Raw genomic sequence first — 16,551 nt, 5'->3', positions numbered from 1 at the left:
GTGTGACACGAGAACCTCCGAGCGGATGTGGGCCTTAGACAAGCCACACCCCACTCGGAGGTTCTCTTCGCATCAAGCCGACACGCCTGCTACCAACGTCCTGGCCGGGTACAACTAGGACGGTTTCTTCGCCCGTCCCGTCGTGACCGCAGCACCGAGTTTCGGGGCGCGCGGGAGCGTCCCGTGCGCAGTCGATGCCCGGAAACCGTCGATCGCGAGCGCGGCGTACCGGCGAGCCGCCGCCGGCCGACTGTCGAGCGGCAGCGACGCCAGGCCGCGGGCGGCGACCAGTACGAGCACGACGTCGTCGAGGACGAAGTCCCTGCGCAGATCCCCCGACGCCTGAGCCCGCCGGGCCAACGCGGCGACCTTCCGGAACAACGTCGCGCGGTGCACGGCGAAGCCGCCGGCCTCCCGATCCTCGGACATGAACGCCTCGACGAAACCATGGTTGCGGACGTTGAGGACGACGGTCCGTTCGATCACCGCGCAGAAACCCCGCCATGGGTCCGGGTCCGCGGCGCCGTCGTCGACGATGTCCCGGCAGGCCCGCAGTTCCTGCGCGAACGCCTCCTCGACGAGGACCTGCTTGGTCGGGAACCGGCGATACAGGGTCGCGGGCCCGACACCGGCGTGGCGCGCGATCTCCCGCATCGTGACCGCCGGCCCGTGCTCGGAGAACAGCGCCTTCGCGGCATCCATCACCCGGTCGCGGTTGTCCTGGGCGTCGGCCCGCAGCATGTGAGGCAGTTGGTCGGCCATGGCTCTCACTTCTCCTAAGCGGACGGGACCGTCCACTACGTTCGCGAGAGAACCTTACCGGCACAACAGAAATGGAGCCACCCATGCGAGCGATAGCGATCAGGCGATTCGGAGATCCCGACGGCATGGAGGTGATCGACATCCCGGCACCGACAGCCGGGCCCGGACAGGTCGTCCTGCGCACCGAGGCGATCGGCGTCGGCGGTGTGGACGCCGTCATCCGCCGCGGCACGCTCGTGGGCTACGGGTTCACCGAGGGCATGATCCCCGGCAGCGAAGTCGCCGGCGTCGTGACTGCGGTCGGCGACGGCGTCGACGCCTCCTGGATCGAGCGCCGGGTGTGGGCGTTCACGGGCACCGGCGGCGGGTACGTCGAGCACGCCGTCGCCCGGGTCGACGACATCGTCGAACTGCCCGACGACCTGACGTCGATCGACGCGGTCACCGCCGGAAGTTCCGCCACCGTCGCCCATTTCGCGTTGGCACACGCTCGCTTCGCACCCGGCGAGTCGGTACTCGTTCGCGGCGCGGCGGGCAGCATCGGCATCGCCACCGTCGAACTCGCCGCTCGCGGCGGCGCCGGCGTCATCGCCGTCACCACCTCTTCACCCGAGCGCGGGCGACGACTCCTCGACCTCGGCGCGACCCACGTCCTCGACCGCTCCGGCGCCGGCGACCCGTCCGCCCCGGAGTCCTTCGACGTCATCATCGACATCGTCGCCGGCGACGACCTCCCCATCTTCATCGACCGGCTCGCACCCAACGGCAGACTGGTCCTCGTCGGACTCGTCGCAGGTCCACCGCCCGCGGACTTCGGCACCAGGCTGATGAGCTCGTTTCAGCGGTCCCCCTCGTTCTCCGTGTTCAGCCTCGACAGCGTCCCTGTCGCGGAGCGGGACCGCGTGCGGGCCGAGCAGTTCGCCGCCACGGCCCGAGGGGACCTACACGCGGTTGTGCACCAGGTCCTCCCGCTGGAGAAGGCCGCCGAGGCGCACCGTCAGATGGACGACGGCACTGTGTTCGGCCGGATCGTCCTCACCCCGAACTGACCGAGCGCGGTCGCACCCTTCGGGCCGCGAGAACAACACGCGCGCAGTGGGATTACGACAGGTCCGTCCGGCCGGAGCTCGGAGATCGAGCGCCCACGTCGGGTCGGAGTGCGGCGAGCACGGTCTCGACCCGTCGGTCAACAGGCCCGGACAACTCGAGCACGGGCAGGCCCTCGCACAGGTGCAGCGGATCGTCGTACACCAGTTCCAGAAGTGCGTCGTTCACGGCCGCCCCGAGTTCGGGAAAGTCGGCCCGTGGCAGCAGCCGATCCGTGTGCTCGGTGTTCGGCACCACGACCAGCAAATCGATCGTGGCCATCGCCGACCTGACCAGGTCCACGTCGACCGCGTCCTCCGCGTCGACGCCACAGGCGGTGAGGTAGGCGAGGAAGTCCAGCGGGGTCCGGTCGAACACGACGCCGGCCCCCGAGGCGCGTAGCGAGCGCAGCGACCTGTGCAGTTGCGCGCGGTAATCGGCGACGGACGGCGGAAACTCGCACTCGTACCCCTCGTCCTCGAGGAGCAGGTATGGCTCGTCGATCGGGGTGTGGCCGTCCAGCCGGGCGCACAGTTCTTCGACCAGCGTGGTCTTGCCGGTTCCGTGCGGACCGGAGACCCCGATCCGTCGCTGCATGTGCGGTGAGGGCCTCATTCCCGGAGGATACGTCGCCCTCGACGCCTTCCTGTCCTGTCGGTTCAGTTTCCGATTCGGAACGAGGCCTGCGCGGCTACAGGGTCGTCATCGCACCGCAGATACGAGTCCCGATGGGAGCGACCTTCCACATACGCCCACATGCACAACCAGCCGTCGACCTGGGCGAACTGCCCCTGCCCCTGTTTCACCACCGACACGTCGTTGACATAGGTGTTCGCAATACGAAGGGCGGTCTCACAGTCGACCTGCCCCGTCAGCACCGCCACCGGACGCGGCCCCGACCGGGTCTGCACCTCGCCGCAGACCTGACCGGGCCCGGCGGGCACGGCGGTGGTGGTCGCGCCGGTGGTGTCTTCGCCGGCGATCCTGACGGACGCCGCGTCACCGTCGAAGTCGAACGATCCGGTCGGACCCGAACACGACAGTGAGGTCGCCGACGTCGCGGTGCACGCGAGCGGTCCGACCGACAGCGTCGCCCCGGGATGAAGCGTGGGCCCTGCCAACTGCCCGCCGGCCATGTCGATGTCGCGCCGCACTCCCGCGGCGTCGAGCACGACATCGTTCGCCGTTTCATCGCGCCCGGTGAACTGATTTCGCACCGGACGGTCGGAGACCAGATCCCGCACGTTGCACGACAGATGCGGCTGCGGGTCATCGTGATTGTTCGGGTTGAACCAGCATCCCGCCGTGCCGGACTCGAGCCGGAAGGCGTGCTTGCCGTATCCGAGGTAGTACTCGTCGGCATTCGCGTTCTGCACCGCGTTCGAGCCGCCGGACTCGGAGGCCGGTGGCGTCGACGAGGCAACCGTCTGGGGCTGGGGCGTCGACGCAGACGACACGTCGGTGGTGGCGCCGGAATCCGCCGGCGTCGAACATCCTGCCGCCAGTGCGGCAATGGACAGCGCACACAGTCCCCGCCGCCACCGCGTCGCCGTCGACATCCCATGCGCGCGCCAATTCCGTTGATCCTGCACATCTCCCCCTGTGAATTGCGTCCCCCGGACCGTAAGCCCGGCACAGAGTATCCCGCATGGCACCGACAGCCTCGACCGGTCCGCTGCGTGGGACGCACCCGGGCGCAGTGTGGCTACATGATCCAAACTCTCTCTGCGGGACCAGAACTCCTCACCAGCGAAGCCCAGAATCCGGTTCTCGCGGCAGACGCACTGCAATACGCAGTCGACAGCATCAATTCCGAGACGACGGCCATCGCCGATGGTTGGTCGGGCCCCGCAGTGGCGGCATGGCTGTCGCTGTGGGACCAACGGCTCTCCGCGTGGGCCGAGGTGATCGCCACCACCCGTGAGGCTGCCGACCACGTGGCAACGCTCGCCGCCGACTACGCCGCCACCGCAGCCGGCGCCGCCGCGTTCTTCTAGCCAGTCGCCGCGCGCTCCGCCGAGCAGGCAAGCGAGCACCGGGTTCGTCGCGGCCGTCGGCCCGTTCGCCGCGCCTCCGCGGCGTCGTGGGTGCGCGCTGCCATCATGGGCGGATGCATCCGTTCGACGAGGGTTTCGAACCACCCAAGGACTGCGTCCTGTGGTGCACGAACAGGACGTACGACATCCACGTCCTCGACGACGGCGTGCTCGTCGACCTGGACTGGTGGAATGACCACCTCGAGAGCGACGAGCTCGAAGTTCGGCTGAAGGGCCGGGACATGGACGGCCGCGTCGTCAGCGGTGGCCGGGCGACGGTGCTGCGCAACGACTTGCAACTGGACAGCGATCTGGTCGAGGCCGAGCACAGGGGCCTCGGGCTGCTGTTCCTGTGCGCGGCGTGGCGCAGCGCCCATCCGAAGCGGCGCGCGGCGCGTCGATTCCCGGACGTGTCGAACCGTTTCGGGGCGCCGAACGTGCACCGGCATACCGCGGTCAAGGCCGCCATCGACCAGCTCGTCCGCGACAAGCGGCTCCCCGACTTCGACTACACGTCGGGCACCGGCTGGCCAGGCCTTCCGAACGTCGGAATTCCCCTGACGACAGTGTTCCTGTGGGCCCTCGGCGTCAAGGCCGCTGGCATCAGGGCGCAACTGCTGGATCAGCATGGCGTCTCCACCCTCATCCACCTGGGCTGGTTGGAGGATCCGGCGGTCAGCGGCTTCACGCGCCGCCGCTACGACCGGTACCTCGAAGTCCTCCTGCACTGGAGTGAATCGGCTGGGACCACGCCGGAACTCGTCGAGCGTTGGCTGGTGGAACGGTGGAACGCGCGGGTTCAGGAAGCGCGCAGCGGGTCGCTGGCCGAGCCGACGCTGTTCTGAGGCAGCGGCAGCTTCTGACGAACCGACGAGCAGAAGGACATGGGAGCGATGAGCAGTAGCACCGATGACGTTGTCGAGGTAATCAGGCTTGCTCCGGATGCAGGATTGGTCAACAGCCTGGGCGCAAACCATACACTCGAGTCCGCGATTGCCGACATTGTCGACAACAGTATCGACGCCGGCGCTACACGCGTTTCGGTCCGACTCATGACCCGAGATGACCGACTTACGCAGGTCGAAATCATGGATGACGGCAAGGGCATGGATGCCAGAGCTATCAACAATGCCATGACAATCGGCCACCAGCGGGACTACGGCGATGGCGATCTCGGCCACTTCGGCATGGGTCTGAAGGCTGCGTCGTTCGGTCACGGCAATGTCCTCACGGTCTGGTCGACAATGAGCGGAGCGACTTCGGTAGGGCGACGAATCCGCAAGGCCGATTTCTCCAAGGACTTCACCTGCGAGATCCTCGCCACCGCCGCCGCCATCGAACACGAGTCCGACCGCGACGCAGTTCTCGGGACAACCCGGGGCACGACCGTTGTCTGGACCGAGGTCCGCAACGCCTACCGTGGCCACGATGCAGGTGAGGCGCGTACTTGGCTGGCAACCCGTAACGATGTTCTCCGCGCCCACCTTGGAATCACCTTTCACCGACTCATCGCCGATGAAAGACTCAGAATCGACATACTCGTCGACGAGCTGGGCGCGGGCTTGGGAGCCCATGGTGTACCCGTGATGCCAATTGATCCGTTCGCTTACGCTATTTCTGGTCACCCTGGCTATCCCAAAGATCTGATCGCCAAGGCCGGTGACACACAAGTCAAGTTGAGGTGCCACATCTGGCCGGCAAAATCGGATGTCACAGGCTTCCGCATTGGAGCTAAATCGGGTGAGCAGTTTCAGGGCTTCTACATCTTCCGAAACGATCGGCTTCTTCAGGTCGGCGGCTGGTCCGAAACAGCTACGCCCGGCCCGGCACGTCAGCTTGCGCGGGTGGAATTGGAGGACAGCGGAGCGATTGGCACCTTCCTCGCGATGAATCCGGAGAAGAGCGGGCTGAAGTTCGAGCCGGTATTTCACGACGCCATCAACAGGGCCGAGTCCAGTGACGGCACAACGTTCCGCACGTACCTTCAAGATGCCGAGACGACCTACGCCACCGCGAACAAGCGAAAGCGTTACCGCAAACCTGTGATCCGACCGGACAAGGGCCTGGCTCCGGCTGTCCGCAAGCAGATCGGCATCGAGCTCCCTTACATAGACGGCGACTCAGTCAGTCTCAAATGGGCGCGCATGCCCGAAGGCGAGTTCTTCGACATCGACGTCCAGCGCAATACCTTGCTGCTCAACAATCGCTACCGCGCACTTTTCGCACCCGATGGTGGGAGTCTCAACGATGCACCGGTCGTCAAGGCTCTAATGTTCTTGCTGACCCACCATCTGTTCGAGGGGCACCATTTGGGAGTCCGGGACAAGGATGAGATCGCACTGTGGAAGTGCATCCTCGGCGCGGCCGTAGTCGCCGAATCGCAGATGAGAAGCAAGTAGGGAGCAGACGATGTCGACTTCACCGGGGGATGATGCGCGACATCTCACCTTCTCCACGGTCACTACTCTGTGGAACAACGGATTCCCCATGGCGCTGCCCATCAAAGGGGAGCCGGCCTGTAGCCTCAAACTCGACCCAATGAACGGTCACCTCTCGCTTGTGACAGCGTACGAGAGTCCGGAACCCGACGTCGTCAAGCTGAAGAACGTTACTTGCCGCGTGATCTCGGCTGATTCCGGCAGCCTCGCTGAGATCACTGTTCGCGTCGAAGACAGCCTGCTTGGTTCCTATGGTCTACTCGCAACGATTGCCGACGAACTCCAGCTGTCGAGATTGCCACTCGCTGCAGCGGTGTCTGTTGCTGTCAACCGACACCGCAACGTCTTTGCCAGTCGCAGCACACTCACAACGGAGAAGGAAGTCGGCCTTCTTGGGGAGCTGCTGTTTCTTGAGTTCCTCATCCATACGATCGGAGCCGGGCCCGCTGTCACTTCTTGGCAAGGCCCCATCTCTGAGGAGCACGATTTCACCTTCGACTCGGTACACATCGAGGTGAAAACCACCAGTGGCGAGCGCCGTAAGCACCTCCTCCATGGCCTCGAACAACTCGTGCCGCTCCGCGGTGTCCCTCTGAGCCTTCTGTCAATTCAATTGACTCGCACCTCCCCGGAAGGTGGGCGGACGTTGCCGCAGACCATCGCGAACCTACGCAAGATCACCTTCGGTCATCAGGTCACTGTCGACTCCCTGCTCGAACGCCTCGGCTGGCATCAGGACGATGCGGACCTCTATTCCACGCCATGGACGTTTCGCTCACAACCGCGTGCGTACGCAGTGACTGGCAACTTCCCTGCGATGACCCCCGATCTCGTGCGACCTGTAGTGCCCAACTTCGGACTTTTGTCGGAGGTCTCCTACAAGGTTGATCTCACTGACCTCGAATACGACTCGCTTCCCGATCCCCTTGGAGGGTTCGTGCAGCCGAATGACAGGTGACTCACATGACGCAAAGTCGCCCTACATGGGCTGACGCACTCACGAACGTCTTCATCGCGCTGAAGAACCAGGCGCCGACACCACTATTACCTCTGCTGTCCGCCATGTCTGGCACTGCAGTCACGGATGAGGAGTTGGCGGCCTTCGTACGGGACGCTGACGAGAACGACCCTGCACTGACGCAAGCACGAATGGCACTGGCCAAGTGGGACAGCCAGGACGACTACCTCGACTCGAGCGGGTGGCCCACGGGTATGCGGACCATTGAACGTCGCACGGCAGTTCTTGCGGGACTGCACCTGTCTGAGGCGACGGCGGCGGCCTTCGCTCAACGCGTCGAAGTGTTCGAGATTCCCGCCATTGTCATCTCGAAGACATTTGAGCCCTGGTACGCCGACGAACAGAAGCTACGCACCAACCTCTACTGGGACGACTACGAGAAGTACCTCCGAGAGGTCAAGAAGTGGCCCGCATCGTCGATCTCCGCACTCGACGAAAGCACAACCGAGGTGGTGGAGCGCCTGAGTCGACCGACTCGAGCAGAGGCCAAGCAGACCAAGGGACTCGTCGTTGGGTACGTGCAGAGCGGGAAGACCGCAAACTTCACAGGTGTCGCTGCCAAGGCGATCGACGCCGGTTACCGGCTGGTCATCGTCCTCACCGGGACCATCGAGATCCTGCGCGCGCAGACGCAGAGACGCATGGACATGGAGCTCATGGGCGTCGAGAACATTCTCGCCGGCCAGGATCCCGCCGATCCAACAGTCGCCAGAGAGTTGGACTACCAACAAGACAGCGACTGGACGGCTGAACGATTCGTCAAACACGGCGTTTCACTTGAACAGCCCGGTGTCGTTGAGATCGCACGAGTCACGAGCCATCGGAGCGACTACAAACGACTGCCGCAGGCAATGACGAAGCTGAAGTTCGCCCGGAAGAACAAGCGAAAGCCTCTCAATGACGAGGAGAACCTCTTCCACTCCGGCGCATACGTCGCAGTCATCAAGAAGAACAGCGCACCCCTCAAGAAGCTGATTCAGGACCTGAAACCGCTGAAGAAAGACCTGGCTGAACTACCGGTTCTGATTATCGACGACGAGTCCGACCAGGCATCCGTAGATACGACGAACCCCTCGAAGTGGAAAAAGAACTCGGCAGAAAACCGCAAGCGGACCGTGATCAACCGGCTGATCACGGAGATCCTCGAACTCTGCCCGCGAGCACAGTACGTCGGATACACCGCGACCCCCTTCGCCAATGTGTTCGTCGACCCCGACGACGAACGGGACCTCTTTCCCGCTGACTTTGTCCTCTCGCTGCGTCCGCCACCGGGATACATGGGCGTTCAAAAGTTCCACGACGTCGGAAAGCGTTGGGACGACGAGGAAAAGTCGGTCGCCAACTCCAACGAGCTGGCCCACGTGAGAGCGCTACGCGGCGATAAAGACACCGATCCCGACGGAAGAATCTCGGAGATCCAACAGGCGCTCGATGCCTGGGTGCTGTCCGGTGCAATCAAGAAGTACCGCGAGACCAAGTCGGATCACACCTTCCGCCACCACACAATGCTGGTGCACGAGTCGGTCAAGAGGGGCGACCATGCCGATACCGCTGCCGACGTCCGCGCGCAATGGAGCAAGGCCAAGTTCAACTCCGCAGAGGGATTCGCTCGCCTGCAGGAACTCTACACAGCGGACTTTCTCCCCGTTATGAAGGCACGGGCAGGCGGTTCTCCGATCCCCCGAACCTTCGATGAGCTCAAACCCTTCATCGGCACCGCCTTGGCGGAGATCACGATCGATGGCGACCCTGTACTGATTGTCAACTCCGACAAAGAGGTCCAGGACCAGCAAAAGAAGCTGGACTTCGAAGCGGACAAAGTCTGGCGCATCCTTGTTGGAGGTACCCAGCTCAGCCGCGGGTTCACCGTCGAGGGCCTGACGATCTCATACTTCCGCCGCAAGGCCGGCCAGGCTGACACACTCATGCAAGCAGGCCGATGGTTCGGCTTCCGGCCCGGATACGAGGACCTGGTGCGGCTCTACATCCGCAGAGACACAACCACAGACCTCTACGAAGCTTTCGAGGCTCTGCTCATGGATGAAGAGGCTTTCCGTTCTGAACTTCGCCAGTATGAGGGCTTCGACGAGAATGGCGCTCCCGTGCTGGAGCCACGGCAGATTCCGCCCTTGGTCAGTCAACACCTTCCATGGCTGAAACCGACGGCACGCAACAAGATGTGGAACGCCGTCATCGCCAACAAGGCCCCTACTGATGTACAGGACCTGTACGGGCTGCCGGATCGAGGCAGCGACGAAAACCGCGAGAACTTCGACAATGTCGTGATCCCACTCCTAAGCCATGCGACAGAAGACGTCAAGTTGCCATACGCGCTCGACGGCAGGTCAGGGCTTCAGCAGCGCGCTCGAGTCGGCGTCATCAGCGCCGAAGACTTCCTCGAGCTGTTCAACGAGTTGTATTGGTACCCCACGTACTGCGCCAGCGTCACCGCCTTCCGCGGCTTCATCGAAAAGGCAACCCGCGAGGGGAAGATCACCGACTGGGCAATTGTCTGGGCATGGCCGAACTCGGGTGGGCGCTTGTATGACATCCCCGAACTCGGCGGAGAAGTCCCCGTCATCAAACGAAAGCGGCGTACCGGCCGAATCGACTTCGTGGGTTCGGACCGCAAGCACCGCGCAGCGGCATACCCAATCGCGCTCGGGGAACGTGTCGCTCCGATCGGGAAGTCCTCAACCAGAGGTGTCGTCCTGGTCTCGATCGTCCCCGACCGCGAGCCCGATGACGCTGAGTCGCGGATCGAACGTGCGGATCTCGTCGGCTTGATTTCAATTGCAGTACCTGCAGAGTCGGTATCGCGAAGTAAGGTCATCCAGTGGACTGTGCTCAACCCGGCGAAGCCTGACGACGTCGTTGTCGACGATCCAAGCGCCTGATTCGTCTCGACGCCGTCGAGGCCACCGGCCGAATACAGCCTTGACGGGGATCGATGCGAGTTACGTGTCTCCGGTGGATGAGTCCACTGGGAACACGCCGCGGCCCCTGCCTTCACGTACTCCAGATCCGCCCGCCAGGTGACACAGCTGTCCGGTCCGCCGCGCTGCTTCTCGTCACCAATCGAACTGCGGCCGCACCTCCTCTTCGTGCCGGACAAGTTCGGCGGCGAGGACGTCGAAACGCGGGTGCCGTGACCAGGATTCGCGGTCGCCGATGACGTAGAGGCGCTTCTTGGCGCGACTGATGGCAACGTTGGCGAGATTGGGTTTCGCTGCGGCCCAGCGTTTGGCACCGTCCTTGGCGGGGTCTCCGCCGAGGACGAAGAAGACGATGTCGGCTTCCTTGCCCTGCGATTTGTGGACGGTTCCGGCGGTGAGGCCTGGGTACCGGTTCCCAAGGCCGGCGAGGCGGTTCGCGACCTGCCGGAACGGGGTGACGACGATGACCTCGCTCATGTCCTGCTCGACGTCGCGCAGCGCATCGAGGTGCTGCAGGAGAAGGTCGTGCTCGGCGCGCACGTAGTGGCCGGACGAGGGGCCGGTGACGTCCAGCCACATCGACATCGGGAGCGGCCCGTCCGGGTCCGGGTTGCCGCCGTGGATCATGGTGCCGTCGTAGGCGATGGCGTTGACGATGGAGAACATCGGTTCGGCGCACCGCCGGTGCACACGCAGGGGCGCACCCACCCAGATCGGCTTCTCCCCGTCCGAGAGCGTGGTGCCCCAGCGGTTGAGGCGGTCCGCGATGGACTGCGCCGATTCCGGTTGCGGTAGCCACCTCTCGGACACCCCGAATGTCCGGCGCACCGCCTGTTGTGCCCGGAAGGGCAGGGTGACAACGGGTTCGAGTTGGAGTGGATCACCGACGACGACGGTGCGGCGGGCCCGCCAGATCGCACCGACCGGGTTCTGGGGTGTCGCCTGCCCCGCTTCGTCGATGAGCAGCCATCCCAGGCCTTCTGCTCCCATCCCGTGGAAGACGCGGTCGAAGGACGCGAAGGTCGTGGAGACGAGTGGCACCAGGAAGAACAGGGCACGCCAGGCGTCCGCGACGGTGTCCTCGCCGAGAGTGTTGGGCGCGGAACCGGAAACGACGTCGGTGGCGCCGTGGAGGCTCTGCCGCATCTGCTTCGGGACGTGCGTGAGGAATTCACGGTGGAGTGCGAGGGCGGCGAGGAACAGTCGGGAGCGGGCCTCGGCGATCTCCGCGTCGGACCACGGTGCAGCGAGGTCGCGGTGCGGGTCGGTGTGCCAGTCGTCGCCGGGGACGGCACTGCCCCACCTGTCGCGGCACCGGGCGACGGCGGCGCCGAGTTCGTCGACGCGGGCCGTCACCGCGTGATGCTCGCGGGCGAGCGGCTCGTGCGCGTCCTCCGCTGCGGCGAGGGAATGTTGGGATTCCTGGTGGGCGTCCCACGCCTGCCGGTGGGACGCCTCCCAACGGGCGAGGGCCTCGTCGAGTTGCGTGCGGCGGGTACGCCAGCGGCCGCGTTCGACTCGGGCGCTCGCGGTGACGAGCCGCCACCAGTGCGGGCGGATCTCGTTGTGCCGTGCGATTTCTTCGGTGACATTGACGCGACCCTGTTCGGCGCGTTCCACGGCCGAACGTGCCGCGAGTTCGGTGCCCCGGGCCCGGGTGAGTTGATCCGTTGCGTCGGTGAGCTGTGTGTCGAGTTCTGCGAGTCGGCGACGCTGCGAGTGGTGCTCGGTGAGGGTGTCGTGGGCGCGCTGGCGTTCGGCGACCAGGCCCTCGACGCGTGCCTTGGCGGCGCGGTAGTCGGCGACGGCATCCCACCACGGTCGTGCGGGTGTGGCGGTTTCAAATTCCTTGAGGATCGATTGGATTCCGCGGCGCATGCTGCGTCCGTCGGCCTTGACTCCGCGTGGGGGCTTCTCGTCGAACCACAGGGTGTTGACGAACTGGGTGCGGTAGTCCTTGCGTCCGAGCCGGGCCGCGGTCAACGCCCATGCCGTGTCGGTGGTGTCGGGGAGGAGTGCGGTGGCGATGTCGCCGAAGTAGTCGACCTCGAAGTGGGTGCCGTCGATGGCAGTGGCGTCGGGCATCTCGTGGCTGATGTTCTCGACGGCACCGTTGTTGGACGAGGCGACGACGATCTCGAACCCGTGGAAGGCGGTGTCCCACCGTTGGACGACGCGGGTGTAGTCCCCGTTCTTCCACCGGTGTGGGGTGCCGGTGAAGGCGGCTTCGGGGCGGGTGAGGTCGGCGAGGCGGTTGGCTCGTTCGACGACGATGCCGGCGACGAGGTCGCGCAGCAGGGTCGATTTCCCGGTGCCGGGTGGTCCGTTGACGGCGAAGATCCCTGCGCGGGACCCGAGTTCGCGGGTGATCGCGTTGACGGCGAACTGCTGGCCGAGTGCCAAGGGGTGGTCGGGGTTGCTGGGCCAGCGGCCCAGGGGTGTCGCGTCGGGCCGACAGCCGTCGAGGGAGGCGGCGGGGTTCATGTGGACGTCGACGCGGGCGGTGGCGTCGATGTCGGCGTCCTCGGTCAGGTATCGCGCGAGCCCGCAACCGAGGTCGCCCGCCGCGACGTGCGCGCGGACGAGGTCGAGGTCGGCGGCGATGAAGCTGTTGAGGAAGTCGGTGCCGCCACCGTCCCCGTCGCGGACGTCGACGGTGCGGACGCGGATGTCGGTGCACCGGAACAGCCCGGTCACTGCGAGCATCGTCTCGGCGCGCGCCCGAATCGTGTCCAGGGCTCGCGCGTCGAGAGGTGCGGGCTCACCCACTTCCCAGTCGACGGTCTGGACCTCGTCGACGAGGTCGGCGAATTGGTCTCGGGCACCATCGAATCCGGCCAGCCACGCCGAACTTGCGGGGCCCGGGGCGCGGGTGCGCCCGGCGGCCCAGGCGAGCCCCGACACGATCGCGGTGTCACGGATATAGCGGCCACGGTCGTCCACCACGATCGCGGCGAGAGCACAGTCTCCGGACGGCCGGGGATCGAAGTTCTCGGTACCCGGGTCGAGGATGTCGTCGACTGCGACCCACACCTCGTCGATGCGGTACACACCGACGTAGACGACGTGTCGGCGTTCGAATCCCAACCGAATCGGACGCTTCTGCTGGTCGTGGCCGGGTTCCCAGGGCAGCCTCACCCGCGGATCCGTGACGTCCTCGACCGGCGACAGCGTGTCGAACCGATCAATCCTCGGCACTGTTTGCGGGCTGAACAACTCGATCGCCCGCCAGAACGCCACGATATCGGCCTTCGCCGTCGATTCCGCGCCCACCACTCCCCCACTGATCGCTCGCTGCCGTTGACTCGACGACAGTACGGTGTGGCACCGACATCGACGGCACGTCGCTGCCACCTCGGTACCGAATCCCGGCGTCAGTCAATCGAATGACACCGTCTCTCTGAACGAGAACCCCGGGAAGCCGCCCTCGCGTCGACCTGCGACCATCTCCATGCCGCCGTATTGGACACGGGCCTGTCGGGCCCGTCCCCTCTGCGTTGGCTGAAGATAGGACCGGCGGCTCGCACGCCGGCTGATCAGGAGTGCAACGTCGTGTCGACATCAACTAAACCCCGCAACACCGAACTCTTCGGGCGCAGCTCCACCACATTGGCGTTCAATGCCGTGGGCCTTTGCGTGGCCCTCGCAGGAACGGTGTTGAATCCGGAATTTCTTCTGCTGATTCTGCTCATTATTGCGGTTGCGATCGCGGTCATGCTCCGTGGAGCAGTCCTGTGGTACCGCCATAGAAATCCACGCCGGCCACGAGAACCCCACCCCGGGAAGGCACGTCTTGCTCGGCTTCCCCGTTGCCCCGACCAGGTACTGCCGCTGCTGTCCAGCTATTGCGTGATCTGTGGTCGTCCACTGACCAGTCCGGAGAGCCAGCGCGCACGGGTCGGCACGACCTGCATCAAGAAGCACGGACCGAAGTACGCCACGAAACCCAATCCCGAGTACATCGACTGGCTGAAACTGAAGTCCGCTGCCGAGGCCGATCGAGATGCGGAGCAGACGAAACTCGATGCCCAGCACAAGTCTGCGCTCGCCGAGCACGCCCTCCTGACAGCCGAGTGGGAGGCCGAGATGGCAAGCCCTGTAGGGATCGCACGTAACGCGCAGCGCCGCATCGGAATGCGCCTTTTCTACACTGGTGCAGCGTCGTCGGCCTTTCTCCTCCTCCTGTCGATGCTTTCGATCCATTGGGCCGGGATCTAGCCGCGCAGGCATTCTCCGATCTTGCGGGTTAGGACGGCGACGGCTTCCGCACGCCACGCCGGTTCCCGGAGACTGTCGAGGACCGCGGAGTTGAGCCCGGCCGCGACGTCGTCGGCGATGGCGAGACGTCGCAACTGTGCGTGGCCGAGCGCCGACTCGTCGGTGCCACTCGGCCACGCAATCGTCCACCACCCGCTGCTGCGCAGCGCGACCCACGGGTCCGCGGAGTGGGGCGCGGAGTCGGCGACGGCGAACGGTGCGAGCAGGCCGGTGAGTTCGCCACGCGCTTCGGAGAACGGGACAGGCCCTGGCCGGGTGGACGATTCGTTGACCGCCCACAGCAACACCACATACTTGTAGGCGGCGCTGCGGGCGCCGCGCTTGAACACCGTGGTGGTTTCGAGGTCCCACAGCAGTCCGCCTCGCGCGTGCTTCCCGCCGTGGTCGACGACGAAGCCCAGTCCGGTCAGGCAGTCGGCGACGGTTGCGAGGCCACCGGAGAACTCCGAGCCGTCCAGGAACCGCCCGGTCGCGTAGCCGTGGGCGACGCCGGCGATGGCCTTGGAGTCGTAGAAACGGCCCTCGTGGACGAGACGGAAGTTGCGTGCCTCGGCGTATCCGCGTCGGCGTAGGAACTCCGATTGCCCAAGTTCGTCGAACTCCCCGATCGCCTTGAGGACCGAGTTCCGGGTGATGGACGCGAGATTGACGGTCACTGTTGCTTCGACTCCTCGACGGCGACCGGCTCATGCTCCGCTGGGCTGAGGGCTTCCGCAACGCGCAGCAGGCCCGATCCGACGTTGCCGATGCCCGCTGCGCCCGCCTCGCGGGCCTTGTCGCTCAGCACAGAGGCACCCTCACCGATCGCCGATCCGACGGCTCGGGCCCTGCTCCCGATCTCGTCGAGCGCGTCCTTGATGCCAGGCATCGAGTGTTCGTCCCATTCGAGGAGTTTCGTGCGGCGAGCGTGCGCGAACGCGTCCAGGTCCTTCTTCAGCGACTCGGCGTTCTCACGGATCTTCGAAGCCGACTTCCACCGTCCGATCTCGAGCGGCCTGATCTCGGCGTAGGTGTGCAGGATGTTGCGCGCCGAGGTGAGCAGCTCGGCGTCGGTTTCCAGGTGCTCGCGCAGCAGGTCCTTCATCATTCGGTACGCGGCGTCGAGGTGTTGCGGTTCGGCCGCCTCGATCCGGGTGATCCGCAACATCTGCCACTTGTAGAGGGCGTCCTCGGCGACGACGAGCAGTTGCAGTGACTCACCGAGCAGATTCTGCTTCACCGTCTTCTCGAGAAACGCCGCGCGATCCTTCACGGAGTCGTTCGGATTGAAATCCTTGAGCGTGAGACGAATCAGCTGACGCAGCTTCTCCCCCGTCATCTGCAGCGTCGGACCCAACGCAGCGACGGAATCCCAGTCTGCTGCGGCGAGCTTCCCCGACTCGTCGACATGCCGGAGGAGTTGGCTCACGCTGGCGTGGGCTCCCAGAACGTCGCCGGCCTGGCTTGCCTCCGCAAGGGTCAGGATCGCGTCGACGGTGTCCTGTACCCGTTCGACCGCTGCCTCGACCGATGCGATGGCCGTTCGGAGGGAGATTGTCATCATCGCCATCTGCAGTGCCAATGCCTGCGCCGGCAGCATCGAGGCCTCGGCCCATTGGATCTGGCCGGCGAAGTGGCCGGCCGAGTTGCGCACCGTACCGTAGTAGAACCCGGGATCGCCGGGAATCAGTCGCTGCGTTCGGATCAAATCCATGCTGCCAGGTGAGAGGCGGACAAACTCTCCGGCGCCGGCCTTGATCGCTGCTGCGCTGCCTGCGATCGCGGCGATGTCGGCGACGTTCTTGCCGGAGATGTCGGCGACGCTGATGGCGTCCGCGGCGACGGACTTCAATCGCAGTACGTAGCTGTTGACGAACTCGGGGTCGCCCGCGACGAGGACGCCGTCGTCGTCGACGACCAACGCCCCACCTGTGGTGTCGAGTTCCGCGCTCACCTCGGCGAGTTCGGTGTTGTTGTCATCTTGCTGGTTGTCCACGGCGTCATCTTCCCTTTGCATG

At 65.1% G+C, this 16,551-nt stretch carries 13 protein-coding genes; 7 read left to right on the top strand and 6 right to left on the bottom strand.

Translation table 11 applies throughout. The features are described from left to right. Positions 1-114 precede the first annotated feature (114 nt). A complete protein-coding gene (locus FFS72_RS24290; protein WP_171018810.1) occupies positions 115-762 on the bottom strand; it encodes a TetR/AcrR family transcriptional regulator in 648 nt (215 codons plus the stop codon). A gap of 83 nt (positions 763-845) precedes the next feature. On the opposite strand from FFS72_RS24290, the gene FFS72_RS24285 reads away from it, so the two are divergent. Beyond that, positions 846-1,811: a zinc-dependent alcohol dehydrogenase family protein gene (locus tag FFS72_RS24285; protein ID WP_137876357.1), complete on the top strand. Its 966-nt coding sequence runs from the start codon at positions 846-848 to the stop codon at positions 1,809-1,811. A gap of 52 nt (positions 1,812-1,863) precedes the next feature. Here the strand turns inward: FFS72_RS24285 and FFS72_RS24280 are convergent, their stop codons facing one another. Together FFS72_RS24280 and FFS72_RS26875 are read right to left on the bottom strand one after the other, a co-directional pair. After that, positions 1,864-2,463, bottom strand: a complete 600-nt coding sequence (locus tag FFS72_RS24280; RefSeq protein WP_249353504.1) for an AAA family ATPase — start codon at positions 2,461-2,463, stop codon at positions 1,864-1,866. Positions 2,464-2,507: 44 nt separating this feature from the next. Further along, positions 2,508-3,407, bottom strand: a complete 900-nt coding sequence (locus FFS72_RS26875; RefSeq protein ID WP_249353503.1) for a hypothetical protein — start codon at positions 3,405-3,407, stop codon at positions 2,508-2,510. 150 nt (positions 3,408-3,557) lie between these two features. Between FFS72_RS26875 and FFS72_RS24270 the strand changes: the two genes are divergently transcribed. From FFS72_RS24270 to FFS72_RS24250, 5 genes are all read left to right on the top strand, one after another. Continuing rightward, positions 3,558-3,845, top strand: coding sequence for a hypothetical protein (locus FFS72_RS24270; RefSeq protein ID WP_137876356.1), 288 nt, complete (start codon positions 3,558-3,560; stop codon positions 3,843-3,845). A 113-nt stretch (positions 3,846-3,958) separates the two neighbouring features. Next, a complete protein-coding gene (locus tag FFS72_RS24265) occupies positions 3,959-4,729 on the top strand; it encodes an 8-oxoguanine DNA glycosylase OGG fold protein (RefSeq protein WP_137876355.1) in 771 nt (256 codons plus the stop codon). Positions 4,730-4,777: 48 nt separating this feature from the next. Beyond that, on the top strand, positions 4,778-6,283 hold the full coding sequence (locus FFS72_RS24260; protein ID WP_137876354.1) for an ATP-binding protein: 1,506 nt from the start codon (positions 4,778-4,780) through the stop codon (positions 6,281-6,283). A gap of 88 nt (positions 6,284-6,371) precedes the next feature. Beyond that, positions 6,372-7,280: a PD-(D/E)XK motif protein gene (locus tag FFS72_RS24255; RefSeq protein ID WP_137876353.1), complete on the top strand. Its 909-nt coding sequence runs from the start codon at positions 6,372-6,374 to the stop codon at positions 7,278-7,280. A gap of 5 nt (positions 7,281-7,285) precedes the next feature. Beyond that, positions 7,286-10,237, top strand: a complete 2,952-nt coding sequence (locus tag FFS72_RS24250) for a Z1 domain-containing protein (RefSeq protein WP_137876352.1) — start codon at positions 7,286-7,288, stop codon at positions 10,235-10,237. A gap of 174 nt (positions 10,238-10,411) precedes the next feature. On the opposite strand, the gene FFS72_RS24245 is transcribed toward FFS72_RS24250, so the two are convergent. Further along, positions 10,412-13,549 carry a DEAD/DEAH box helicase gene (locus FFS72_RS24245; RefSeq protein ID WP_137876351.1) on the bottom strand — a complete coding sequence of 1,046 codons (3,138 nt, stop codon included), beginning with the start codon at positions 13,547-13,549 and terminating at the stop codon, positions 10,412-10,414. Positions 13,550-13,828: 279 nt separating this feature from the next. On the opposite strand from FFS72_RS24245, the gene FFS72_RS24240 reads away from it, so the two are divergent. Further along, entirely contained in the window at positions 13,829-14,494 is a 666-nt protein-coding gene (locus tag FFS72_RS24240) for a DUF6011 domain-containing protein (RefSeq protein ID WP_137876350.1), read from the top strand. Here FFS72_RS24240 and FFS72_RS24235 read toward each other — a convergent pair. Both FFS72_RS24235 and FFS72_RS24230 read right to left on the bottom strand, forming a co-directional pair. Continuing rightward, a complete protein-coding gene (locus FFS72_RS24235) occupies positions 14,491-15,210 on the bottom strand; it encodes a ScoMcrA-related endonuclease (protein WP_137876349.1) in 720 nt (239 codons plus the stop codon). The two genes, FFS72_RS24240 and FFS72_RS24235, sit on opposite strands and share 4 nt — an antisense overlap. Continuing rightward, the gene (locus FFS72_RS24230) at positions 15,207-16,550 is read right to left on the bottom strand and encodes a hypothetical protein (RefSeq protein WP_137876348.1); all 1,344 of its coding nucleotides are present in this window, start codon (positions 16,548-16,550) and stop codon (positions 15,207-15,209) included. The genes FFS72_RS24235 and FFS72_RS24230 overlap by 4 nt, the downstream gene beginning before the upstream one ends. Position 16,551 lies beyond the last annotated feature (1 nt).

Source organism: Rhodococcus sp. Q (assembly GCF_005503035.1).
GTDB lineage: Bacteria > Actinomycetota > Actinomycetes > Mycobacteriales > Mycobacteriaceae > Rhodococcus_G.
Note: the sequence above shows the minus strand (reverse complement) of the source record. Positions and strands in the feature narration are given on the sequence as shown.

Bases quoted from the DNA above. Each gene is read 5' to 3' on its own strand.
- FFS72_RS24290 (WP_171018810.1), bottom strand. From the start codon at position 762: ATGGCCGACCAACTGCCTCACATGCTGCGGGCCGACGCCCAGGACAAC.
- FFS72_RS24285 (WP_137876357.1), top strand. From the start codon at position 846: ATGCGAGCGATAGCGATCAGGCGATTCGGAGATCCCGACGGCATGGAG.
- FFS72_RS24280 (WP_249353504.1), bottom strand. From the start codon at position 2,463: ATGAGGCCCTCACCGCACATGCAGCGACGGATCGGGGTCTCCGGTCCG.
- FFS72_RS26875 (WP_249353503.1), bottom strand. From the start codon at position 3,407: ATGTCGACGGCGACGCGGTGGCGGCGGGGACTGTGTGCGCTGTCCATT.
- FFS72_RS24270 (WP_137876356.1), top strand. From the start codon at position 3,558: ATGATCCAAACTCTCTCTGCGGGACCAGAACTCCTCACCAGCGAAGCC.
- FFS72_RS24265 (WP_137876355.1), top strand. From the start codon at position 3,959: ATGCATCCGTTCGACGAGGGTTTCGAACCACCCAAGGACTGCGTCCTG.
- FFS72_RS24260 (WP_137876354.1), top strand. From the start codon at position 4,778: ATGAGCAGTAGCACCGATGACGTTGTCGAGGTAATCAGGCTTGCTCCG.
- FFS72_RS24255 (WP_137876353.1), top strand. From the start codon at position 6,372: ATGGCGCTGCCCATCAAAGGGGAGCCGGCCTGTAGCCTCAAACTCGAC.
- FFS72_RS24250 (WP_137876352.1), top strand. From the start codon at position 7,286: ATGACGCAAAGTCGCCCTACATGGGCTGACGCACTCACGAACGTCTTC.
- FFS72_RS24230 (WP_137876348.1), bottom strand. From the start codon at position 16,550: ATGCAAAGGGAAGATGACGCCGTGGACAACCAGCAAGATGACAACAAC.